General features: G+C 63.2%; 20 protein-coding genes. 12 read left to right on the top strand and 8 right to left on the bottom strand.

Annotated features, from left to right (window positions below):
- Positions 1 to 123 precede the first annotated feature (123 nt).
- The 10 genes from nuoG (at position 124) to N005_RS08065 (ending at position 12,080) form a co-directional block, all read left to right on the top strand.
- A complete protein-coding gene (nuoG, locus tag N005_RS08110) occupies positions 124 to 2,838 on the top strand; it encodes an NADH-quinone oxidoreductase subunit NuoG (protein WP_047700705.1) in 2,715 nt (904 codons plus the stop codon).
- Positions 2,835 to 3,842 (top strand): NADH-quinone oxidoreductase subunit NuoH, encoded by a 1,008-nt coding sequence (gene nuoH / locus N005_RS08105; protein WP_047700704.1) that lies wholly within the window; start codon positions 2,835 to 2,837, stop codon positions 3,840 to 3,842. The genes nuoG and nuoH overlap by 4 nt, the downstream gene beginning before the upstream one ends.
- An 11-nt stretch (positions 3,843 to 3,853) precedes the next feature.
- Positions 3,854 to 4,402 (top strand): NADH-quinone oxidoreductase subunit NuoI, encoded by a 549-nt coding sequence (gene nuoI / locus N005_RS08100; protein WP_024779320.1) that lies wholly within the window; start codon positions 3,854 to 3,856, stop codon positions 4,400 to 4,402.
- A 9-nt stretch (positions 4,403 to 4,411) separates the two neighbouring features.
- Positions 4,412 to 4,912 carry an NADH-quinone oxidoreductase subunit J gene (gene nuoJ / locus N005_RS08095; protein ID WP_024779321.1) on the top strand — a complete coding sequence of 167 codons (501 nt, stop codon included), beginning with the start codon at positions 4,412 to 4,414 and terminating at the stop codon, positions 4,910 to 4,912.
- A 4-nt stretch (positions 4,913 to 4,916) separates the two neighbouring features.
- Entirely contained in the window at positions 4,917 to 5,225 is a 309-nt protein-coding gene (nuoK, locus tag N005_RS08090; RefSeq protein ID WP_017131317.1) for an NADH-quinone oxidoreductase subunit NuoK, read from the top strand.
- Positions 5,222 to 7,075, top strand: coding sequence for an NADH-quinone oxidoreductase subunit L (gene nuoL / locus N005_RS08085; protein WP_047700703.1), 1,854 nt, complete (start codon positions 5,222 to 5,224; stop codon positions 7,073 to 7,075). The genes nuoK and nuoL overlap by 4 nt, the downstream gene beginning before the upstream one ends.
- Positions 7,076 to 7,114: 39 nt before the next feature.
- The gene (nuoM, locus tag N005_RS08080) at positions 7,115 to 8,647 is read left to right on the top strand and encodes an NADH-quinone oxidoreductase subunit M (protein ID WP_047700702.1); all 1,533 of its coding nucleotides are present in this window, start codon (positions 7,115 to 7,117) and stop codon (positions 8,645 to 8,647) included.
- A gap of 7 nt (positions 8,648 to 8,654) precedes the next feature.
- Positions 8,655 to 10,118, top strand: coding sequence for an NADH-quinone oxidoreductase subunit NuoN (gene nuoN / locus N005_RS08075; protein WP_024779325.1), 1,464 nt, complete (start codon positions 8,655 to 8,657; stop codon positions 10,116 to 10,118).
- 556 nt (positions 10,119 to 10,674) lie between these two features.
- On the top strand, positions 10,675 to 11,043 hold the full coding sequence (locus tag N005_RS28085) for a DUF6124 family protein (RefSeq protein ID WP_081993231.1): 369 nt from the start codon (positions 10,675 to 10,677) through the stop codon (positions 11,041 to 11,043).
- A 218-nt stretch (positions 11,044 to 11,261) separates the two neighbouring features.
- Positions 11,262 to 12,080 (top strand): DeoR/GlpR family DNA-binding transcription regulator, encoded by an 819-nt coding sequence (locus N005_RS08065; RefSeq protein ID WP_047700700.1) that lies wholly within the window; start codon positions 11,262 to 11,264, stop codon positions 12,078 to 12,080.
- A gap of 302 nt (positions 12,081 to 12,382) precedes the next feature.
- Here N005_RS08065 and otnI read toward each other — a convergent pair whose 3' ends face one another.
- The 5 genes from otnI to ltnD all read right to left on the bottom strand — a co-directional run bounded on the left by otnI (position 12,383) and on the right by ltnD (position 17,690).
- A complete protein-coding gene (gene otnI / locus N005_RS08060) occupies positions 12,383 to 13,174 on the bottom strand; it encodes a 2-oxo-tetronate isomerase (RefSeq protein ID WP_047700699.1) in 792 nt (263 codons plus the stop codon).
- A gap of 10 nt (positions 13,175 to 13,184) precedes the next feature.
- A complete protein-coding gene (locus N005_RS08055; protein ID WP_047700698.1) occupies positions 13,185 to 14,645 on the bottom strand; it encodes a GntT/GntP/DsdX family permease in 1,461 nt (486 codons plus the stop codon).
- A gap of 181 nt (positions 14,646 to 14,826) precedes the next feature.
- Positions 14,827 to 15,465: a 3-oxo-tetronate 4-phosphate decarboxylase gene (gene otnC / locus N005_RS08050; protein WP_047700697.1), complete on the bottom strand. Its 639-nt coding sequence runs from the start codon at positions 15,463 to 15,465 to the stop codon at positions 14,827 to 14,829.
- A complete protein-coding gene (otnK, locus tag N005_RS08045; RefSeq protein ID WP_047700696.1) occupies positions 15,462 to 16,754 on the bottom strand; it encodes a 3-oxo-tetronate kinase in 1,293 nt (430 codons plus the stop codon). The genes otnC and otnK overlap by 4 nt, the downstream gene beginning before the upstream one ends.
- Before the next feature lie 9 nt (positions 16,755 to 16,763).
- A complete protein-coding gene (ltnD, locus tag N005_RS08040; RefSeq protein ID WP_265086718.1) occupies positions 16,764 to 17,690 on the bottom strand; it encodes an L-threonate dehydrogenase in 927 nt (308 codons plus the stop codon).
- A gap of 184 nt (positions 17,691 to 17,874) precedes the next feature.
- Here ltnD and N005_RS08035 point away from each other — a divergent pair, with 184 nt between their 5' ends.
- Together N005_RS08035 and N005_RS08025 are read left to right on the top strand one after the other, a co-directional pair.
- Complete coding sequence (locus tag N005_RS08035) at positions 17,875 to 18,981, top strand: NAD(P)/FAD-dependent oxidoreductase (protein ID WP_047700694.1); 1,107 nt, start codon at positions 17,875 to 17,877, stop codon at positions 18,979 to 18,981.
- Between the two features lie 583 nt (positions 18,982 to 19,564).
- A complete protein-coding gene (locus N005_RS08025) occupies positions 19,565 to 20,041 on the top strand; it encodes a PA2171 family ribosome-binding persister protein (RefSeq protein ID WP_047700692.1) in 477 nt (158 codons plus the stop codon).
- Positions 20,042 to 20,090: 49 nt separating this feature from the next.
- Here N005_RS08025 and N005_RS08020 read toward each other — a convergent pair whose 3' ends face one another.
- The 3 genes from N005_RS08020 to N005_RS08010 all read right to left on the bottom strand — a co-directional run bounded on the left by N005_RS08020 (position 20,091) and on the right by N005_RS08010 (position 23,833).
- On the bottom strand, positions 20,091 to 20,969 hold the full coding sequence (locus tag N005_RS08020) for a LysR family transcriptional regulator (protein ID WP_047700691.1): 879 nt from the start codon (positions 20,967 to 20,969) through the stop codon (positions 20,091 to 20,093).
- A gap of 253 nt (positions 20,970 to 21,222) precedes the next feature.
- Positions 21,223 to 21,852: an isochorismate family cysteine hydrolase YcaC gene (gene ycaC, locus N005_RS08015; protein WP_041024338.1), complete on the bottom strand. Its 630-nt coding sequence runs from the start codon at positions 21,850 to 21,852 to the stop codon at positions 21,223 to 21,225.
- 142 nt (positions 21,853 to 21,994) lie between these two features.
- A complete protein-coding gene (locus N005_RS08010) occupies positions 21,995 to 23,833 on the bottom strand; it encodes an amidohydrolase (protein WP_047700690.1) in 1,839 nt (612 codons plus the stop codon).
- Positions 23,834 to 23,918: the final 85 nt, after the last annotated feature.

The raw sequence follows: 23,918 nt of genomic DNA, 5'->3' as shown, positions 1-23,918 counted from the left end.
CGAAGGGTCCGTGCCCTTCGCCTTTCGTCCGATGACGCCTTTGCAGGCTGTTTGGATTCGGACGAATAACAAGATTCCATTAGCCACGCCCGCTGACACCGGGCCAACGAAGAACTTTGAACCATGGCCACTATCCACGTAGACGGCAAAGCGCTCGAAGTCGACGGGGCAGACAACCTGTTACAGGCATGTCTGTCGCTAGGCCTCGACATCCCTTATTTCTGCTGGCATCCCGCGCTTGGTAGCGTCGGGGCCTGTCGGCAGTGTGCGGTCAAGCAGTACACCGACGAGAACGACACCCGTGGTCGTATCGTCATGTCCTGCATGACCCCCGCCACCGACAACACCTGGATCTCCATCGACGATGAAGAATCCAAGGCGTTCCGCGCCAGTGTCGTCGAATGGCTGATGACCAACCACCCGCACGACTGCCCGGTCTGCGAGGAAGGCGGTCACTGCCACCTGCAAGACATGACCGTGATGACCGGCCACAACGAGCGCCGTTATCGCTTCAAGAAACGCACCCACCAGAACCAGCAACTGGGCCCGTTCATCTCCCACGAGATGAACCGCTGCATCGCCTGCTACCGCTGCGTGCGTTACTACAAGGACTACGCCGGCGGCACCGACCTCGGCGTGTTCGGCGCCCACGACAACGTGTACTTCGGTCGCATTGAAGACGGCACCCTGGAAAGCGAATTCTCCGGCAACCTCACCGAGGTCTGCCCGACCGGTGTGTTCACCGACAAGACCCACTCCGAGCGCTACAACCGCAAGTGGGACATGCAGTTCTCGCCAAGCATCTGCCACGGCTGCTCCAGCGGTTGCAACATCAGCCCGGGCGAGCGCTACGGCGAACTGCGTCGCATCGAGAACCGCTACAACGGCTCGGTGAACCAGTATTTCCTGTGCGACCGCGGCCGCTTCGGCTACGGCTACGTCAACCGCACGGACCGTCCACGCCAGCCGCTGCTGGCCGACGGTACCAAGCTGAGCCTGGACGCCGCCCTGGACAAGGCCGCCGAACTGCTGCGCGGCCGCAACATCGTCGGCATCGGCTCGCCACGGGCCAGCCTGGAAAGCAACTACGCACTGCGTGAACTGGTCGGCGCCGAGCACTTCTACAGCGGCATCGAGGCCGCTGAACTGGAGCGCATCCGCCTGGTGCTGCAAGTGCTCAAGGACAGTCCGCTGCCCGTGCCGACGATGCGCGACATCGAAGACCACGACGCCGTGTTCGTCCTCGGCGAAGACCTGACCCAGACCGCGGCACGCATGGCCCTGGCCCTGCGCCAGTCGGTCAAGGGCAAGGCCGAGGACATGGCCGACGCCATGCGCGTCCAGCCGTGGCTCGACGCTGCCGTGAAGAACATCGGTCAGCACGAGCTGAACCCGCTGTTCATCGCCAGCCTGGCTGAAACCAAGCTCGACGACGTCGCCGAGGAATGCGTTCACGCCGCCCCTGACGACCTGGCACGCATCGGCTTTGCCGTCGCCCACGCCCTGGACGCCAGCGCCCCGGCCGTCGAAGGCCTGGACAGCGAAGCGACCGCCCTGGTCCAGCGCATCGCCGACGCCCTGCTGGCCGCCAAGCGCCCGCTGGTGATCGCCGGTACCTCCCTGGGCTCCAAGGCCCTGATCGAGGCCGCCGCCAACATCGCCAAGGCCCTGAAGCTGCGCGAGAAGAACGGCTCCATCAGCCTGGTCGTGCCGGAAGCCAACAGCCTCGGCCTGGCCATGCTCGGTGGCGAATCGGTGGATGCCGCCCTGCAAGCGGTGATCGACGGCAGCGCCGACGCCATCGTGGTGCTGGAGAACGACCTGTACACCCGCACCGATAACGCCCGTGTGGACGCCGCCCTGAACGCCGCGAAAGTGCTGATCGTCGCCGACCACCAGAAGACCGCCACCACCGACCGCGCCCACCTGGTGCTGCCGGCGGCGAGCTTCGCCGAAGGCGACGGTACGCTGGTCAGCCAGGAAGGCCGCGCCCAGCGCTTCTTCCAGGTCTTCGACCCGCAATACCTGGACGCCAGCATCCTGGTCCACGAAGGCTGGCGCTGGCTGCATGCGCTGCGCGCCACCCTGCTGAACCAGCCGATCGACTGGACGCAACTCGACCACGTCACCGCTGCCTGTGCCTCGAGCACCGCGCAACTGGCCGGCATCGTTGACGCCGCGCCGTCCGCCGCGTTCCGCATCAAGGGCCTGAAACTGGCCCGTGAACCGCTGCGTTACTCTGGCCGCACCGCCATGCGCGCGAACATCAACGTTCACGAACCACGCACCCCGCAGGACACGGACACCGCGTTCGCCTTCTCCATGGAAGGTTACTCGGGCTCCGCCGAACCGCGCTCGCAAGTGCCGTTCGCCTGGTCGCCGGGCTGGAACTCGCCGCAGGCCTGGAACAAGTTCCAGGACGAAGTCGGTGGTCACCTGCGTGCCGGTGACCCGGGTACCCGCCTGATCGAAAGCCAGGGCGATGGCCTGAGCTGGTTCGCCAGCGTGCCGCGCGCCTTCAACCCGGCACCGGGCACCTGGCAGGTCGTGCCGTTCCATCACCTGTTCGGTAGCGAAGAGAACTCTTCCAAGGCCGCACCGGTGCAGGAACGCATCCCGGCCGCCTACGTGGCGCTGGCCAAGTCCGAAGCCGACCGCCTGGGTGTCAACGATGGCGCCCTGCTGAGCCTGAACGTGGCCGGCCAGACCCTGCGTCTGCCGCTGCGCATCAATGAAGAACTGGGCGCCGGCCTGGTGGCCCTGCCGGCCGGCCTGGCGGGAATCCCGCCGGCGGTGTTCGGTAAAACCGTCGACGGTCTGCAGGAGGCAGCGCAATGAGCTGGTTCACCCCTGATGTGATCGCTGTGATCCTGACGGTCCTCAAGGCCATCGTGATCCTGCTGGCCGTAGTGGTCACAGGCGCGTTGCTGAGCTTTGTCGAACGTCGCCTGCTGGGCTGGTGGCAGGACCGCTACGGTCCGAACCGCGTCGGCCCGTTCGGCATGTTCCAGATCGCCGCCGACATGATCAAGATGTTCTTCAAGGAAGACTGGACGCCGCCCTTCGTCGACAAGGTGATTTTCACCCTGGCGCCGGTGGTGGCCATGAGCGCCTTGCTGATCGCCTTCGCGATCATCCCGATCACCCCGACCTGGGGCGTGGCGGACCTGAACATCGGCCTGCTGTTCTTCTTCGCCATGGCCGGCCTGTCGGTCTACGCGGTGCTGTTCGCCGGTTGGTCGAGCAACAACAAGTACGCCCTGCTGGGCAGCTTGCGGGCCTCGGCCCAGACCGTGTCCTACGAGGTGTTCATGGGCCTGGCGCTGATGGGCGTGGTGGTCCAGGTCGGCTCGTTCAACATGCGCGACATCGTCGAGTACCAGGCCCAGAACCTGTGGTTCATCATTCCGCAGTTCTTCGGCTTCTGTACCTTCTTCATCGCTGGCGTGGCCGTGACTCACCGTCACCCGTTCGACCAGCCGGAAGCGGAACAGGAACTGGCCGACGGTTACCACATTGAATACGCCGGCATGAAATGGGGCATGTTCTTCGTCGGCGAGTACATCGGTATCGTCCTGATCTCGGCATTGCTGGTGACGCTGTTCTTCGGCGGCTGGCACGGTCCGTTCGACATCCTGCCGCAACTGTCCTTCGTGTGGTTCGCCCTGAAGACCGCGTTCTTCATCATGCTGTTCGTCCTGCTGCGCGCCGCCATCCCGCGCCCGCGCTACGACCAGGTGATGGACTTCAGCTGGAAATTCTGCCTGCCACTGACCCTGATCAATTTGCTGGTGACCGCTGCGATCGTGTTGTTGAACATGCCTGCGGCCGCGGTTCAGTGAGGATTTGACCCATGTTCAAATATATTGGCGACATCGTTAAGGGTACCGGTACCCAACTGCGAAGCCTGGTCATGATCTTCGGCCATGGCTTCCGCAAGCGCGACACCCTGCAATACCCGGAAGAGCCGGTCTACCTGGCACCGCGTTACCGCGGCCGCATCGTCCTGACCCGCGACCCCGACGGCGAGGAGCGCTGCGTGGCGTGCAACCTGTGCGCCGTAGCCTGCCCGGTGGGCTGCATCTCGCTGCAGAAAGCTGAAACCGAAGACGGTCGCTGGTACCCGGACTTCTTCCGCATCAACTTCTCGCGCTGCATTTTCTGCGGCCTCTGCGAGGAAGCATGCCCGACCACCGCGATCCAGCTCACGCCGGATTTCGAAATGGCGGATTTCAAACGTCAGGACCTGGTGTACGAGAAAGAAGATCTGCTGATTTCCGGTCCCGGTAAAAACCCTGATTACAACTTCTATCGTGTTGCAGGTATGGCCATTGCCGGTAAGCCGAAAGGCGCCGCGCAGAACGAAGCCGAACCGATCAACGTGAAGAGCTTGCTGCCTTAAGGAAGAAAGATGGAATTCGCTTTCTATTTCGCATCGGGTATCGCGGTGGTGTCCACGCTTCGTGTGGTCACCAACACCAATCCCATACATGCCCTGCTCTACCTGATCATTTCGCTCATCGCCGTGGCCATGACCTTCTTCGCCCTCGGCGCACCGTTCGCCGGGGCCCTGGAAGTGATCGCCTACGCCGGCGCCATCATGGTGCTGTTCGTGTTCGTGGTGATGATGCTGAACCTCGGCCCGGCCTCGGTCCAGCAGGAGCGCAACTGGCTCAAGCCCGGCATCTGGGCGGGGCCGGTGATTCTCGCCGCCCTGCTGCTGGGTGAACTGCTGTATGTGCTGTTCGCTCACCAGAGCGGCCAGGCCATCGGCCACACCACCGTAGGCGCCAAGACCGTGGGCATCAGCCTGTTCGGTCCGTACCTGCTGGTGGTCGAACTCGCCTCGATGCTGCTGCTTGCCGCAGCCGTCACGGCGTTCCATTTGGGCCGTAACGAGGCGAAGGAGTAATCACATGCCTGCTATCCCTCTCGAACACGGTCTGGCGGTTGCCGGCATCCTGTTCTGTCTCGGTCTGGTCGGCCTGATGGTCCGCCGCAACATTCTGTTCGTGCTGATGAGCCTGGAGGTCATGATGAATGCCGCCGCCCTGGCCTTCATCGTCGCGGGCGCTCGCTGGGCTCAGCCGGATGGACAGATCATGTTCATCCTGGTGATCAGCCTGGCAGCCGCCGAGGCCAGTATCGGCCTGGCGATCCTGTTGCAGCTGTATCGCCGCTTCCACACGCTCGACATCGACGCTGCCAGTGAGATGCGCGGATGAACATGATCTTTCTGACTTTCGTATTTCCCCTGATCGGTTTCCTGCTGCTGGCGTTCTCCCGTGGACGCTGGTCGGAAAACCTCTCGGCACTGGTTGGCGTCGGCTCCATCGGCCTGTCGGCGATTGTTGCCGCGTACGTGATCTGGCAATTCAACGTCGCACCACCCGAAGGTGGTCACTACACCCTGGTGCTGTGGCAATGGATGGCGGTGGAAGGCTTCACGCCGAACTTCGCCCTGTACATCGACGGCCTGTCGATCACCATGCTGGGCGTGGTGGTCGGCGTGGGTTTCCTGATCCACCTGTTCGCGTCCTGGTACATGCGCGGTGAAGCCGGTTACTCGCGTTTCTTCGCCTACACCAACCTGTTCATCGCCAGCATGCTGTTCCTGGTGCTCGGCGATAACCTGTTGTTCCTGTACTTCGGCTGGGAAGGCGTGGGCCTGTGCTCGTACCTGTTGATCGGTTTCTACTACAGCAACCGCAACAACGGCAACGCGGCACTCAAGGCCTTCATCGTCACCCGCATCGGCGACGTGTTCATGGCCATCGGCCTGTTCATCCTGTTCCAGCAACTGGGCACGCTGAACATCCAGGAATTGCTGGTCAAGGCACCCGAGCACTTCAAGGTCGGCGACTTCTGGATCGTCCTGGCGACCCTGATGCTGCTGGGCGGCGCCGTCGGTAAATCCGCGCAACTGCCGCTGCAGACCTGGTTGGCGGACGCGATGGCCGGCCCTACCCCGGTATCGGCCCTGATCCACGCCGCCACCATGGTGACCGCGGGCGTCTACCTGATCGCCCGTACCCACGGCCTGTTCGCCCTGGCGCCGGACATCCTGCACCTGGTGGGCATCGTCGGCGGCGTGACCCTCGTACTGGCCGGCTTCGCCGCCCTGGTCCAGACCGACATCAAGCGGATCCTCGCCTACTCCACCATGAGCCAGATCGGCTACATGTTCCTGGCCCTGGGCGTCGGCGCCTGGGAAGGCGCGATCTTCCACCTGATGACCCACGCCTTCTTCAAGGCCCTGCTGTTCCTTGCTTCCGGTGCGGTGATCGTTGCCTGCCACCACGAACAGAACATCTTCAAGATGGGCGGCCTGTGGAAGAAACTGCCGTTGGCCTACGCCAGCTTCATCGTCGGCGGCGCGGCCCTGGCGGCCCTGCCACTGGTCACCGCCGGCTTCTACTCCAAGGACGAGATCCTCTGGGAAGCGTTCGCCAGCGGTAACCAGGGCCTGCTCTATGCCGGCCTGGTGGGTGCGTTCATGACCTCGCTGTACACCTTCCGCCTGATCTTCATCGCGTTCCATGGTGAAGCCAAGACCGAAGCCCACGCCGGCCACGGGATTGCCCATTGGCTGCCGCTGTCGGTGCTGATCGTGCTGTCGACCTTCGTCGGCGCCATGATCACCCCGCCGCTGCACGGTGTGCTGCCGGAAAGCGTCGGCCATGCCGGCGGCGAAGCCAAGCACAGCCTGGAAATCGCCTCCGGTGCCATCGCCCTGGCGGGTATCCTGCTGTCCGCCCTGCTGTTCCTGGGCAAGCGTCGCTTCGTGACCGCGATCGCCAACAGCGGCCTCGGCCGTGTCCTTTCGGCCTGGTGGTTCGCTGCCTGGGGCTTCGACTGGATCTACGACAAACTGTTCGTCAAGCCATACCTTGCGATCAGCCACATTCTGCGCAAAGACCCGCTCGACCAGACCATTGGCCTGATCCCGCGCATGGCCAAGGGTGGCCACACTGCCCTGAGCCGTACCGAGACCGGTCAATTGCGTTGGTATGCGGCTTCCATGGCGGCTGGCGCTGTGCTGGTTATCGGCGCCATCGTGCTGGTAGCGGTCTGATATGAACCTTGCGAACTTGCGAAAGGAAACGAGCCCGTCATGATTCTGCCCTGGCTAATCCTGATTCCCTTCATCGGCGGCCTGCTGTGCTGGATCGCGGAGCGCTCCAGCTCCACGCTCCCGCGCTGGATTGCGCTGCTGACCATGTCCCTGGAACTCGCGCTCGGCCTCTGGCTGTGGGCGACCGGTGACTATTCATTCGCCCCGGCCCCTGGCGCCAACCCGACCTGGGCGCTTGAGTTCAAGCACCTCTGGATCGAGCGCTTCGGCATCAGCGTGCACCTGGCCCTCGACGGCCTGTCGCTGCTGATGATCCTGCTGACCGGCCTGCTGGGTATCCTCTCGGTCCTCTGCTCCTGGAAAGAGATCCAGCGTCACGTCGGCTTCTTCCACCTGAACCTGATGTGGATCCTGGGCGGTGTCGTCGGCGTGTTCCTGGCGCTGGACCTGTTCATGTTCTTCTTCTTCTGGGAAATGATGCTGGTGCCGATGTACTTCCTCATCGCGCTCTGGGGTCACAGTTCTTCGGACGGCAAGAAGACCCGGATCTACGCGGCGACCAAGTTCTTCATCTTCACCCAGGCTTCCGGCCTGATCATGTTGGTGGCGATCCTGGGCCTGGTGCTGGTGAACTTCAACAACACCGGCGTGATTACCTTCAACTACGCCGACCTGTTGAAAGTGCAGATGTCGCGCGGCACCGAGTACGTGCTGATGCTGGGCTTCTTCATCGCCTTTGCGGTGAAGCTGCCGGTGGTGCCGTTCCACTCCTGGCTGCCGGATGCCCACGCCCAGGCGCCGACCGCCGGTTCCGTGGACCTGGCCGGTATCCTGCTGAAGACGGCGGCCTACGGCCTGCTGCGTTTCGCCCTGCCGCTGTTCCCCAACGCCTCGGCCGAGTTCGCGCCGATTGCGATGACCCTGGGCCTGATCGGGATCTTCTACGGTGCGTTCCTGGCGTTCGCCCAGACCGACATCAAGCGCCTGATCGCCTTCTCCAGCGTCTCGCACATGGGCTTCGTGCTGATCGGGATCTACTCCGGCAGCCAGCTCGCCCTGCAAGGCGCAGTGATCCAGATGCTCGCCCACGGCCTGTCGGCGGCGGCGCTGTTTATCCTCAGCGGCCAGTTGTACGAGCGCCTGCACACCCGGGACATGCGTGAGATGGGTGGCCTGTGGTCGCGCATCGCCTACCTGCCGGCCATCAGCCTGTTCTTCGCGGCCGCCTCCCTGGGCCTGCCGGGTACCGGCAACTTCGTCGGCGAGTTCCTGATCCTGATCGGCAGCTTCGTCAGCGCGCCGTGGATCATCGCCATCGCCACCTCCGGCCTGGTGTTCGGTTCGGTCTACTCGCTGATCATGATCCACCGCGCCTACTTCGGCCCGTCGAAATCGGACGAAGTGCTGCGCGGCATGGACGGTCGCGAACTGATCATGGTGCTGGGCCTGGCGATACTGCTGGTCTACCTCGGCGTCTACCCGCAGCCGTTCCTCGACACGTCTGCCGCCACCATGCATGGCGTGCAGCAGTGGCTCGGCACCGCCTTCTCTCAACTCGCTTCGGCCCGGTAAGAGCGCTATGGAATTCACGATTCAACACTTTATCGCGCTTGCACCGCTGTTGATCACCAGCGCCACGATCATCGTGGTGATGCTGGCGATCGCCTGGCGGCGCAATCACTCACAGACCTTCCTGCTGTCGGTGGCGGGGCTGAACCTGGCCTTGCTGTCGATCCTGCCGGCCCTGAAAGTCGCACCACTGGCGGTCACGCCATTGCTGCAGATCGACAGCTTCGCCTGCCTGTACATGGCGTTGATCCTGGTCGCCACCCTGGCCTGCGTCACCCTCGCCCACGCCTACCTCGGCGACGGCGGTTCGGGTTACCCGGGCAACCGCGAAGAACTGTACCTGCTGATCCTGATGGCCGCCGCCGGTGGCCTGGTCCTGGTCAGCGCACAGCACCTGGCCAGCCTGTTCATCGGCCTGGAACTGCTGTCGGTGCCGGTCTACGGCCTGGTGGCCTACGCCTTCTTCAACAAACGCTCGCTGGAAGCCGGCATCAAGTACATGGTGCTGTCGGCCGCCGGTTCGGCGTTCCTGTTGTTCGGCATGGCGCTGCTCTACGCGGAAGCCGGTACCCTGAGCTTCGTCGGCATCGGCCAGGCCCTGGCGGCCACCGGCCTGCCTAGCCCGATCGCGCAACTGGGCCTGGGCATGATGCTGATCGGCCTGGCGTTCAAGCTGTCGCTGGTGCCGTTCCACCTGTGGACCCCGGACGTCTACGAAGGCGCCCCGGCGCCAGTGGCGGCGTTCCTGGCCACCGCTTCGAAAGTGGCGGTGTTCGCGGTCATGGTGCGTCTGTTCCAGATCTCGCCAGTAGCCAGCAGCGGTGTGCTGAGCAACGTACTGACCATCATCGCCATCGTGTCGATCCTGTTCGGTAACCTGCTGGCACTGACCCAGAGCAACCTCAAGCGTCTGCTGGGTTACTCGTCCATCGCCCACTTCGGCTACCTGCTGATCGCCCTGATCGCCAGCAAGGGCCTGGCGGTGGAAGCCATCGGCGTGTACCTGGTCACCTACGTGATCACCAGCCTCGGCGCCTTCGGCGTGATCACCCTGATGTCCTCGCCGTACAACGGCCGCGACGCCGACGCCCTGTACGAATACCGCGGCCTGTTCTGGCGCCGTCCGTACCTGACCGCCGTGCTGACCGTGATGATGCTGTCCCTGGCCGGCATCCCGCTGACCGCCGGCTTCATCGGCAAGTTCTACATCGTCGCCACCGGCGTCGAGGCGCATCAATGGTGGCTGGTCGGCTCCCTGGTGCTGGGCAGTGCCATCGGCGTGTTCTACTACCTGCGCGTCATGGTCACCCTGTACCTGATGGAACCCAACCTGCGTCGCCACGACGCCGAGTTGCACTGGGAACAGAAAGCGGGCGGCGTGATGCTGCTGGCCATCGCCATCCTGGCGTTCTTCCTCGGTGTGTACCCGCAGCCGTTGCTGACCCTGGTCCAGCAGGCGGGCCTGACAGGCTGATCGCCTGAGCCCCGGCGCTGTGAAAAAACCCGTATCGCGAGATGCGGGTTTTTTTATGCCTGTGTTCCCTGGGTGTAATCGGACCCCCTGTGGCGAGGGGATTTAGCGAAACGTCGCACCGCCCCGTTGGGCTGCAAAGCAGCCCCAATGCTGACCACTCAACTGATCTGACCCACCGAGTTGCAGTAGGGGGCTGCTTGCAGCCCAGCGGGGATAAATCCCCTCGCCACAGGACATGGTGTTCCTACAAGAAATTTGCAGAACAGGAATTTTCTGACGAGTCGCGGCGGTTGCCGGTTCGGAAGGCGCGAAGATAGGCTTTGTGGGTCGCTGCAAATTCAGCGATCAGGTTTGGTCACCTGTCCAATGTCAGGCGCATACGCGCCAACCTCAGCATGGCGACACTTTTGTCGGTATGCTTTGCGGTGGGCTGTGCGCGGGGCACTTTCGAGTGCGCCGGGTGCCTGACTTCCCGGTTGACCAACCTGCGTACCGCCCACCACCCTCGTTTGGTCACGGGGGGAATGAGCGCCACTTCCAAGTCAGGAGCTTCACCATGGTCAAGGTAACCCCCAATCCCCCAAAGGCTGAAAACCTTTCCGCCTACACCTCTCTCGATACAAAAAAGCTTCGCGAAGCCGCCGATCGGGCGCTGAATGTACATTTATCCCCATCCAACCCAAGTAAACCCGACACCCAGGACAGGCAGGTCTTTTCAGTGGTTCCGGGTATCAACACGGAATCGGTGTTGACCACTCTCAGCGAAACCCTCGCCTCGGCCAATGCAATGGTCAGTGACCTGGCGTTTGAGCTGGAAGGTTCTCGACGACATGTGGCGTTAGGGATTCAGCAATTGGTCGAACTGGGTTCATTACTGGCAAACCGAGCGCTGGATGACATGGAGCCTCAAAAAGCTGCTCCCTAGCAGGCGATGCCCTTTAACCTGACAGACCCGGGCCCAAGTTACAGGAGTGCTGCGCCTGTCAGTTTCCTTTGAGCCGTCCGGGTTGGGGCCGCTTCGCAGCCCAGCGGGAGCAAGCTCCTCCGCCAGAGGGGTTAGGGGTGCATTCATAGTTGCGCCTCGTCCATTGCTTGCAGATTCGCTACTATTCCCCTGCCCTTTCAGTCACCGAGCCCACACCAATGCCCACCTCCAAGGACATGGCCAACGACAGCCCCGCACCGATGATTCCCGAGCAGCGTCGGGAACAGATCCTGCGTCAGTTGCGCAAGCATCAGGTGCTGAGCGTTCACCAGTTGATGGAGATGTTCGATTGCTCGCACATGACCGTGCGCCGCGACATCGCTTTGCTGGAGCAGGAAGGCCGGGCCTATTCGGTAACCGGTGGGGTTCGTATCGCCAGCCAGCTACACAGCGAGCCGAGCCACCAGTCCAAGGCCGTGGTGGAGCTGCCGCAGAAGCAGGCCATGGCCAAGCTGGCGGCCAGACTGTTGAAGGATGATATGACGGTGTACCTGGATGCCGGCACCAGCACCCTGGAGATCGTGCCCTACATCAAGGCGCTGTCGGGGATGACGGTGGTGACCAACGATTTCGGCGTGGTCCAGGCGCTGATGGAAGCGCCGCAGGTGACGGTGATCCATACCGGCGGGCAGCTGGATCATTCCAACCACTCCTGCGTCGGCGGGCTGGCGGTGGCAACCTTGCGTCAGATCGTGACGGACATTGCCTTCATGTCCACCAGTTCGTGGGACCTGCAACGGGGCATCACCACGCCGTCGGCCTTGAAGGTGGAGGTCAAGCAGGTGGCGATGCAATCGGCCTCGCAAGTAGTGCTGGTGGCCAGCAGTTCCAAGTACGGCACCTTCAGCATGTACCGAATCGCCGGGCTGGAGCAGTTCGATTTCATTATCAGCGACGACGCCCTAGCACCGGCGGCGGCCGATGGTATCCGCAAGCAGGGCGTCGAGTTGCTGTTACCGGATGGGCAGCCTGCCTGACATCGTCGCGTGCCGGTCCATCGCTATCGCGAGCAGGCTCGCTCCCACAGGGGTATTGATGGCGAACGCAAGTCTTGTGAACAGCCGAAATCTCTGTGGGAGCCAGGCTTGCCCGCGATGACGGCGGCACAAATAACATCGATGCAAGCTGACCCACTGCCATCGCGAGCAGGCTCGCTCCCACAAGGGTATTGATGGCAAACCACAGATCTGGCGAACAACTGAAATCCCTGTGGGAGCGAGCCTGCTCGCGATAGCAGTGGAACAGTCAACATCAAAGCCGGCTGACCCACCACCATCTCTCACAGTTCCTGGCGCGCTTTCCAGTCTCGCAGCCATTGCAGACCGGCCGAGGTATCACCTCGGGGACGGTATTCGCAGCCGACCCAGCCGTTATAGCCCAGCTCGTCCAGCAATCCGAACAGGAACGGATAATGGACCTCCCCCAGGTCCGGCTCATGCCGATCCGGCACGCCGGCGATCTGGATGTGCCCGATGCCACTGAAGTCGCGCCTGAGTTTGCTCGCCAGGTCGCCCTCGACGATCTGGCAGTGGTAGCAATCGAACTGGACCTTGAGATTGTCTGCCCCGACCTCCCGGCAGATGGCATGGGCCTGGTCCTGGCGGTTGAGAAAAAAGCCCGGCATGTCCCGGGTATTGATCGGCTCCAGCAACACCGTGATCCCGGCCTTCGCCGCCTGGGTCGTGGCGTAGGCGAGGTTTTCCAGGTACACGGCGTGGTGCCGGGCACGCTCGGCTTCGGACGGGAGCAAGCCCGCCATCACGTGAATGTTCGAGTTGCCGAGCACTGCGGCATATTCCAGGGCCCGCTCGAAACCTTCACGAAATTCCTGCTCGCGCCCGGGCAACGTCGCCAGCCCCCGCTCCCCCGCCGCCCAATTCCCGGGCGGTGCGTTGAACAGCGCCTGGACCAGACCATTGTCATCCAGCCGCTGCTTGAGCACCTCGGGGCTGTACTCGTACGGGAACAGGTACTCCACGGCATCGAAACCATCGGCCGCCGCAGCCGCGAAACGGTCGAGGAAATCATGTTGCGGATAGAGCATGCTGAGGTTGGCTGCGAAACGAGGCATACGATATTCCTTAAACGAAAGGCCAGATCAACAAGGTGATTCCAAAACCGAGTGTACCGAGCAGCGTGGTGATCACCGTCCAGGTGCGCAGGCCGTCCGCCACGTTGAGCCCTGCCAGTTTAGTGAAGATCCAGTAGCCGGCATCGTTGATGTGGGACATCGCCAGCCCGCCACCGCCCATGGCCAGGCACAGCAGCGCCAGGTGATTGGGGGTCAGCCCGAGCGTAGCGATCAACGGGCTGATGATACCGGCGGTGGTCACCAGCGCTACCGTGGTCGAACCTTGCACGGCACGCAACAGCATGGTCAGCAAAAAGCCCAGCGCCAGCACCGGCAGCCCGGTGGTGCGCAACATGTCGGACACCACCGCTCCGATCCCGGTGTCCACCAGGACTTTGCCAAAGACGCCACCGGCACCGGCGATCAGGATCACCATCGCCACCCCCGGCAACGCCGAGCCGATCACATCGGACACTTGGCTGCGACTCCAGCCCCGCCGTGAACCCAATAGCCAGGCGCAGAGCAAGGTGTCGATCAGCAGGGCCACCAGCGGTGCCCCCAGCACCGTCATGACACCGCGAACCGTGGACTCCACCGGCAGCAGCGTGGTCGACAGCGTACCCAGCAGGATCAGCACGATTGGCAACAGGATCAGCCCGACAATCAGGCCGAAACCCGGTGGCGGCGCCGGTGGCAGCTTGGCGACCAGCGAGCCGGTGGATTCTTCCAGCCCCATATGGGACACCGCGACGGCGGCTTGCAGCGGATCCCGGCCGTTACCATTGCTCCAGGCGGCCAGGTCTTCGTTGGTGACGTGGGGACCATAGACTTCGGCGCGGATGTCATCGGTCATCGGATAAAAACGACGGGTCATGCGCCCCGCCACTTTATAGCCGACAAAACACAGGAACGCAGTCAACGGCAGGCCGAACATCAACACACGTCCCAGGTCGGCCCCCAACTGGCTGGCCGCCGCCACCGCCCCCGGATGCGGCGGCAGGAACGCATGCACCGTGAGCAACGCCGCGCACATCGGCAAGGCGAACACCAGCAACGGCTTGCGGGCGCTGCGGGCCACGCCATAGGCCAGCGGCATGAGGATGATGACTCCCACCTCGAAGAACACCGGCACGCCGATGATGAAGCCGGCGATGGTCAGGGCCAGCGGTGTGCGCCGGTTGCCAAAGCGTTCGATCAGGGTTTTCGCCAGGGCCTCGGCGCCGCCCGACAGTTCGATGATGCGTCCGATCATCGCGCCCAGGGCGATGATGATCGCGATATGGCCGAGAGTCTTGCCCATGCCGCCTTCGATGGTCGCCACCAAGTCGGCCGGCTTCACCCCGGCCACCAGCGCCACCAGGATGCTCACCAGCATCAGCGCCACGAACGGTTGGAACTTGTACTTGAGCACCAGGAACAACAACAGCGCAATCCCGGCCCCGGCCGTGATCATCAGGATGACCGGGCTCATGGGCGCGACCCTCCGGAGAGAATCGGGAGAACGCTTTCACGACAAACACTGCGGTTGAAATGGATCATGGAGTGAATCCTGTTGTTATTGTTTTTTCAGCCAGCCCGCACGGCACCGCTGGCGAGGGAATCGATCCCCTCGCCACTGGCTGTGCAAGGCTTTGGTTCTTGTGGCGGGTCCCTTACCAATCGGCGCCGAAGATATTGCGCAGCTCATCCAGTGCCGCCTGATCGAGCGGCTCGGGCCGGGGATTGCTCAGCAGCCAGAGCCGCGCGGTCTCCTCCAACTCTTCCAGGGCGTAGCTGGCCCGGGACACCGTACTTTCCCAGACCACCGGGCCCAGCCGTTCGAGCATCACGCCGCGCACCCGATTGGCTAGTTGCGCCACCTGCTCGGCCACGTTGGGCGAGCCGGGGCGCTGGTAGTCGATCAATGGAATGTGCCCGACCTTCATCACCTGATAAGGCGTGAGCGGCGGCAAGATATCGTCGGGCCGCCAGACCCCGGCCAGGGTCAGCGCCACCAGATGGGTGGAGTGGGTGTGCACCACGCCGCCGACCGTCGGGTTGCGGTCGTAGACCTGGCGATGCAACGCCAGGGTCTTGGACGGCTTGTGCCCGGACACCCAATCGCCGGCGGCATTGACCTTGGCGATGGCCGCTGGATCGAGACGTCCCAGGCAGGCGTCGGTCGGCGTGATCAGCCAACCGTCGTCGAGCCGGGCGCTGATGTTGCCGGCGCTGCCGACGGTGTAGCCACGCTGATAGAGGCTCAGGCCGACTTCGCAGATCTCTTCGCGCAAGGCGCTTTCGGGGCTCATCGGGCGCCTCCGGCCAATTGCGCGAGGGCCTTGGCGAAGAAATCGCGACCGCCGAAATTGCCCGACTTGAGTGCCAGGGCCAGCGGTTCCGCGCCACTGCTGAGGGTGGCCGGCACACCCGGATCGATCTGCGCGCCGATCTGCAACAGCGTCACCTCCAGCGCCTTGACCACCGCGCCGGAGGTTTCGCCACCGGCAATCACGAAACGCCGTACACCTTGCTCGCGCAAACCCCGGGCGATCTCGCCCAAGGCGTTCTCCACCAGCGCACCGGCCCGACCAGCGCCCAACTGTTGCTGCACAGCCTTGACTTCATCGGCGCTGTTGGTGGCATAGATCAGCACCGTGTCCGCCGCGTCGCGGGCAAACGCCAGGGCTCGGGCGACCACCGGCTCACCGGCCGCCAGCGCCACGGGATCGATGCGCAAGGCCGGCCGCCCGGCCTCGAGCCAGGCGGCCACTTGTCCATTGGTGGCGATGGACGCGCTGCCGGCCAGGACCACTTCGCCACCAGGGACCTGGGGCAGCGTCGACACATCGAAATCCCTCAGCTGGCCGGCTCGGCGGAAGTTGTCCGGCAACCCCAGGGCCAGCCCGGAGCCACCCGTCAGCAAGGGCAGGTCCGCGCAGGCCGCACCGAGGGTGTACAGGTCCGCATCGGACAATGCGTCGGCGATGGCCATGCCGACGCCTTGGGCGCGCAACCCGGCAATCTTCGCCCGCACGGCGTCCACGCCCTGGGCGACACTGTCGTAGCGCAACAGGCCAACCTGGAGGGAAGTCTGGGCTTGCAGCACACGCACCAGGTTGGCGTCGGTCATCGGCGTCAACGGGTGGTGTTGCATGCCCGACTCGTTCAGCAATTGATCCTGCACGAACAGATGGCCGCGGAAAATCGTCCGGCCGTTTTCCGGAAACGCCGGGCAGGCCAGGGTGAAATCACTGCCCAGGGCTTTGAGCAGGGCTTCGCTGACCTGGCCGATGTTGCCCGCAGCGGTCGAGTCGAAGGTCGAGCAGTACTTGAAGAAAATCTGCTGGCAGCCGCGTTCACGTAACCAGGTCAGCGCCGCGAGGGATTCGTCGATGGCCTCGGCCACAGGCAGGGTCCGCGACTTGAGGGCAATGACGATCGCATCGGCCGCCAGGCCTTCAGCGTCGTCGGCACCGGGAATGCCGATGCTCTGCACCGTGCGCATACCGCCGCGCACCAGCATGTTGGCCAAGTCCGTGGCACCCGTGAAGTCGTCGGCAATGCAGCCCAGCAGCGGGCGCGCGTTGGAGAGGGTCATGTCGGTTCCTCAGATCGTGTCGGGCTTGGCGGTCGGCAGGTCGATGCCCGGGAAAATCTTGATCACCGCCGAATCATCCTCCCGCCCGAAACCGGCGCTGGAGGCCTGCATGAACATCTGGTGCGCGGTGGCCGACAACGGCAACGGGAATTTGCTGGCGCGGGCGGTATCGAGCACCAGGCCCAGGTCCTTGACGAAAATGTCCACCGCCGACAGGGGCGTGTAGTCGGCCTTGAGGATGTGCGGCACGCGGTTTTCGAACATCCAGGAGTTGCCGGCGCTGTGGGTGATCACTTCGTACAACGCATCGGCATCCACGCCTTCACGCAGCCCCAAGGCCATGGCTTCGGCCGAGGCGGCGATGTGTACGCCGGCCAGCAATTGATTGATGATTTTGACTTTGGAACCCAGGCCATGGACATCGCCCAAGCGATAGACCTTGCCCGCCATACCCGCCAGGACCGCTTCGGCCTTGGCGTAGGCCGGTGCCGGGCCGGACGTCATCATGGTCATCTCACCGGCCGCGGCCTTGGCCGCGCCGCCGGAGATCGGCGCGTCGAGGTACAGCAGGCCGGTCTGCGCCAGGCGCTGGCCCAGTTCCACGGCAAAGGTTGGCGCCACGGTGGCGCACCCGATGACCAGGCTGCCCTCGCGCAAGACTTGCACGGCCCCGTTTTCGCCAAACAACACGGTGTCGGTCTGCTCGGCATTCACCACCACGGTGATGATCACATCGCATTGAGCCGCCATGTCGGCAGGCGACACACAGGCCACCCCGCCCTCGCCGGCAAATTGCTCGGTAACGGCGGCGCGCACATCACAGGCATGCACATTGAAGCCCGCGCGCAGCAACGAGCGGGCAATGCCCAGGCCCATCGCGCCGAGACCGATCACACCGACATTCTTGTTATTCATGAGGCACTCCGGAAGAGACAGCGAACTGTTCTGTTGGGTCTTGTGAGCGAGCTTTGTCCTACAGGTTGGGGTCGATCATCCACCAATGAACAGATCTTGTGAAGTATTTTTTCAATCTAACATTTTTTAACATTAGCATTGCACTTCACCCGTTGCCCAGGCAGGACTACCCTGAAACGCCTGAGAGCCCTGAGGAGACATGAGGGTGAGCGTCGATATCGAGTGCGTGGTGGTGGGTGCGGGGGTGGTCGGTCTGGCCGTGGCCCGGGAGCTGGCCCAGGCCGGTCATGAGGTGTTGCTGATCGAAGCCGGCGGCGCCATCGGCATGGGCACCAGCTCGCGCAGTTCCGAAGTCATCCATGCCGGTATCTACTACCCACCGGGCAGCCTCAAGGCCCGGTTGTGCGTCGAAGGTCGGCACCGGCTGTATGCCTATTGCGAAAGCCACGGGGTGACGACTCGCCGGCTCGGCAAGCTGATCGTCGCCAAGGACCCGTCGCAGGTGGCCGGGCTCCGGGCATTACTGGAACGCGGCTTGCTGAATGGCGTGGACGACCTGCGCCTGCTCGATCAGGAGCAGGCGTCGGCCCTGGAGCCGGCGCTGGCGTGTGTCGCCGCGTTGTATTCGCCTTCCACGGGCATTGTCGACTCCCATGCATTAATGCTGGCGTTGCAAGGCGATGCCGAAGCGGCCGGCGCGACCATTGCTTTCCACACGCCATTGTTGGGGGCTCGCATCGGTACCGGGCGCTTCATACTGGCATTGGGCGGCACGGCCCAGATGAACCTGTCCTGCCGCCGACTGATCAACGCCGCCGGTCTCCAGGCGCCCGCCCTCGCCCGTCGTCTGGAAGGCCTGCCGGCGCAAACAGTGCCCCCTGACTATTTGTGCAAAGGCAACTACTTCAGCCTGGCCGGACGTGCGCCCTTCCGGCATCTGGTCTACCCGGCCCCGGAAGCCGCCGGGCTGGGCATCCACATGACCCTGGACCTCGCGGGCCAGGCCCGTTTCGGACCCGACGTCGAATGGGTCGAACACGAGGACTACCGGGTCGATCCCGGTCGCGCCGAAGCCTTCTATCCGGCGATTCGCACTTATTGGCCCGACCTGCCCGATCACAGCCTGCAACCAGCTTATAGCGGTATCCGCCCGAAGATTTCCGCCCCCGGTGAACCCGCCCGCGACTTCCTCATCAGCAGCGCCGCCGAGCACCAGGTGTCCGGACTGATCAACCTGTTCGGCATCGAATCGCCGGGGCTGACCTCTTGCCTGGCGATTGCCGGGCGGGTGCGGCAGTTGCTCGATGACTGAGCTGCAAATCCCCTTTGGGAGCGAGCCTGCTCGCGATGAGGCCAGGCCAGTCGACATCATCATTGGCTGGACGACCGCTATCGCGAGCAGGCTCGCTCCCACAGGAGATATGGGGGTGAGCAGGATTTGCGGGACGACGCGGAAAAACTGTGGGAGCGTGCCTGCTCGCGATGAGGCCAGGCCGGTCGACATCATCATTGGCTGGAGGACCGCTATCGCGAGCAGGCTCGCTCCCACAGGAGATATGGGGGTGAGCAGGATTTGCGGGACGACGCGGAAAAACTGTGGGAGCGTGCCTGCTCGCGATGAGGCCAGGCCGGTCGACATCATCATTGGCTGGAGGACCGCTATCGCGAGCAGGCTCGCTCCCATAAGGGTTCTCGGTCAGGGCAGCGCAAAGTGCAAGGCGCTTTGGCCCCTCTTCATGCAGCCTGCACGATGCCAAAAATGGCGATCTTTTCAACTCCTTGTTTTAAAAGGACTTTATAAAGCCTCTTGGCTGGCACGGCCGATGCAACTCTCGGTTAACACGACGTCGGCGCTTGAAGCCGGCTCGTAACCGTGAATTGCCGAGGAGCTGTATATGAACGCCATCGATCTGTTGAAAGCTGACCATGAACGCGTCAAGGGCATTCTTGCTCAACTGAGCGAATCCACCGAGCGCGGCGTGAAGAAACGTACTGACCTGTTGGCGAAGCTGGAAATGGAAGTCACCATTCATACCCGGCTGGAAGAAGAAATCCTGTACCCCGCCTTCAAGCAGGCAGGTGGCAAGGATGAGGCGGAAATGTATTACGAGGCCAAGGAAGAACATCGCACCGTCGATTCCCTGGTGCTGCCGGACCTGAAGGCCACCGATCCTTCCCAACCTGAATTCGCCGGCCGGGTGAAAGTGGTCAAGGAACTGCTTGAGCACCATATCGAAGAAGAAGAGAAAGAGATGTTCCCCCAAGCCAAGAAAGTGCTGGGCAAAGCCAAGCTGGATGCCTTGGGTGAGCAGATGGAAACCATGAAGGCGCAGTACAAGAAGGAACTGACCGGCGCCAACATGGCCGCCTGATCGGGTATCGCTGGAGCTTTCAGTCGTCTTGCGACGGCTGGAAGCTCAGTCATTGCATGTGTTCACGTAGAAATTCCACCAGCGCCTGCACCGGGCGCGAGCTTTGGCGATGTTGCGGGTAGACCGCCGACAGGGCCAGGGGCTCGGTCTCAAAGCCCTCCAGTACCTTGACCAACCGCCCATCCTCCAGCGCGTCGCCGAGGATGAAGGTAGGGAGATAGGTAATGCCCATGCCGGCGATGGCCGCATCCCTGAGCAGATCACCGTTGTTGGCACGCATGCGTCCAGTGACCTCCAACACCAGCGGCTTCCCCCCTCCTCCGAAACGCCACTGAACCTGACGGCTGTGACCATAGGGCAGGCAGTCATGGCTGCGCAGGTCTTCGGGGCGCGCGGGAATGCCACGTCGCGCCAGGTAGGACGGGCTGGCGCAGTAGACCCGGTCGATGGTCGCGATGCGACGGGCGATCAAGGTCGAATCTTCCAGCACGCCGATCCGTAGCGCCAGGTCGTAACCCTCCCCCAGCAAATCCACCGAGCGGTCGCTCAGGTCCACTTCGACGCTGACCTGGGGATAACGCTGCAAGAACAACGGCAGCAGACAGCCCAGGTGCGCCACGGCAAAAGACAGCGGCGCGCTGAGCCGAAGGGTGCCGCGAGGCTCGCTGGTCTGGCCGCTGATACCCTGCTCCACCTGCTCGATTTCGCTGAGCAGACGCAAGGCCGCTTCGTAATACCGCTGACCCAATGGGGTAACGTCCAGCCGCCGCGTCGAACGGTTGAGCAGGCGAACCCCCAGCCGCTGTTCCAGCTCCATGAGCTTGCGGCTGACGAATTGTTTGGACAACCCCAACTTGTCCGCCGCCGCCGTGAAGCTGCCCGACTCCATGACCTGGGTGAAAATGCGCATTTCTTCGAAGGGGTTCATTGTCACTCCAGGGGTGGACAGTGAGGGAGTTCAGTTGAGCATTGTGGTCGGGGTGAGACAGGTTGGGAAGGGTTGTATGGGCTGACGCCATCGCGAGCAGGCTCGCTCCCACATGGGTTTTGTGGCGGACATGCCCCTTGAGAACGCCCGAATCCTCTGTGGGAGCGAGCCTGCTCGCGATGGCGGCCTGTCAGTCGACCAAAAACCAAAACGCCCGCACAAGGCGGGCGTCGTCCAGCTAGAACCGCTCAGCTTACTTGGCAGTCAGCGCCGCATAGCTGTTCATCAGGTTGCGGTAGTTCGGAATGCGCTGGGACAGCAGGTTGCCCAGGCCTTCGATGTCGTTGCGCCAGTCGCGATGCAGTTCGCAAGCCACCGAGAACCAGTTCATCAGTTGCGCGCCAGCCGCGGTCATGCGGGCCCAGGAAGCCTGCTGCACGGTTTCGTTGAAGGTGCCCGAGGCGTCGGTGACGACGAACACGTCGAAACCTTCGGCCAGTGCCGACAAGGTCGGGAACGCGACGCAGACGTCGGTCACCACGCCGGCGATGATCAGCTGCTTGCGGCCGGTGGCCTTGATCGCCTTGACGAAGTCTTCGTTGTCCCAGGCATTGATCTGGCCTGGACGCGGGATGTATGGCGCGTCCGGGAACATTTCCTTGAGCTCCGGCACGAGCGGGCCGTTAGGGCCTTTTTCGAAGCTGGTGGTCAGGATAGTCGGCAGACCGAAGAATTTCGCCAGGTCGGCCAGGGCCAGCACGTTGTTCTTGAACTCGTTGGGCGAGAAGTCCTGGACCAGGGAGATCAGGCCGGTCTGGTGATCGACCAGCAGGACGACGGCATCATCTTTGTTCAGGCGGTTGTAGACAGGGGCGTTGCTCATGGGATGACTCCTTTGGATGGAAGTGCGAAACCTGTGGGAGCGAGCCTGCTCGCGATGGCCGATCGTCAGGCGACAGCGGCGCTGAATGTTCAACCGCTAAGCGCTCGTCCGAGCGAGGGTGTCCCCCTTACAACACTGTTTGTCAGAACGCGAAGCAGGAACAGCCAAACGCGCCCCAGAAGCCTTGGAAATCGCTGACCGGGACGTTCGACAGCCGCGCCCGCTCATGGCTATGGGAATGCACCGTGCAAGGACCGCTGCACTGGTGCACCTGGGCCTGCAACGGCGAGGTCGGGCGCCAGTGACCTGGCACCTTGACCACCGGCGACCAGTCCGGCAGTACCGGGACGCTGGCAGGGCCGAGTTTTTCGAAGTCGCCGGCGGCGTACACCACCTTGCCGTCGACCACCGTCAGCACGGACTCGATCCACTTGATGGCTTCTTCCTCGACGCTGAAGAAGTCGGCGCTCAGTGCCGCCAGGTCCGCCAGTTGGCCGACCTTGATCTGTCCCTTCTTGCCCTGCTCCGAGGAAAACCAGGCGCTGCCATGGGTGAACAGCTCCAGCGCGGTGAGGCGCGGCAGGCCTTCTTCGTGCAGCGCCAGGCCACCGACCGTGCGGCCGCTGACCATCCAGTACAGCGAGGTCCAGGGGTTGTAGCTCGACACCCGGGTGGCGTCGGTGCCGGCACCCACCGGCACGCCTTCGGCCAGCATGCGCTTGATCGGCGGCGTCGCTTCGGCCGCCTTGGCGCCGTAGCGGTCGACGAAATACTCGCCCTGGAAGGCCATGCGGTCCTGGATGGCAATACCGCCGCCCAGTGCGCGGACCCGTTCGATGTTCTGCGGGGTGATGGTTTCGGCGTGGTCGAAGAACCATGGCAGGCCGTTGAACGGGATGTCGCGGTTGACCTTCTCGAACACGTCGAGCATACGGCTGATGGACTCGTTGTAGGTGGCATGCAGGCGGAACGGCCAGCGCTGCTCCACCAGGTGCCGCACCACCGGTTCCAGGTCCTGCTCCATACTCGCCGGCAAGTCCGGGCGTGGCTCCAGGAAGTCTTCGAAATCCGCTGCCGAGAACACCAGCATTTCACCGGCGCCGTTGTGCCGCAGGAAATCATCGCCCTGGTGCAGCTTGACGCTGCCGGTCCAGTTCTTGAAGTCGCTGAGCTCTTCCTTGGGCTTCTGGGTGAACAGGTTGTAGGCGATGCGCACCGTCAACTGTTCTTCCCGGGCCAACTGCTCGATCACCGCGTAATCGTCCGGGTAGTTCTGGAAACCACCACCCGCGTCGATGGCACTGGTCAGCCCCAGGCGATTGAGTTCACGCATGAACTGGCGAGTGGAGTTGACCTGGTACTCCAGCGGTAACTTCGGCCCCTTGGCCAACGTCGAGTAGAGGATCATCGCGTTGGGACGCGCCACCAACATGCCGGTGGGCTCGCCCTTGCTGTCGCGCACGATCTCGCCGCCCGGCGGGTTCGGCGTGTCACGGGTATAGCCGGCCACCCGCAACGCGGCGCGGTTGAGCAAGGCGCGGTCATACAGGTGCAACACGAACACCGGGGTATCGGGGGCGGCCTGGTTGAGTTCTTCCAGGGTCGGCATGCGCTTTTCGGCGAACTGGAATTCGTTCCAGCCACCCACCACGCGCACCCATTGCGGCGCCGGCGTACGGTCGGCCTGGTCCTTGAGCATGCGCAGGGCATCGGCCAGGGACGGCACCCCTTCCCAACGCAGTTCGAGGTTGTAGTTCAGGCCCCCGCGGATCAGGTGCAGGTGCGAGTCGTTGAGTCCCGGAATGACGGTACGCCCCTTGAGGTCGATGACCTGGGTACGGCTGCCACGCAGGGCCATGGCCTCGGCGTCGGTGCCCACGGCAACGAACTTGCCCTGGCTGATGGCCACGGCGCTGGCCCGGGGCTTTTCCCGGTCGACGGTGTGGAACTGGCCATTGAACAGAATCAGATCGGCGTTCATCGGGTTTTCCTTCAACTATCAAAAATGAATACCGTGGCGAGGGAGCTTGCTCCCGCTGGGTGGCGCAGCGCCCCAAAAAACTTAG

The organism is Pseudomonas mediterranea CFBP 5447, assembly GCF_000774145.1.
GTDB classification, from domain to species: domain Bacteria; phylum Pseudomonadota; class Gammaproteobacteria; order Pseudomonadales; family Pseudomonadaceae; genus Aquipseudomonas; species Aquipseudomonas mediterranea.
Note: the sequence above shows the minus strand (reverse complement) of the source record. Positions and strands in the feature narration are given on the sequence as shown.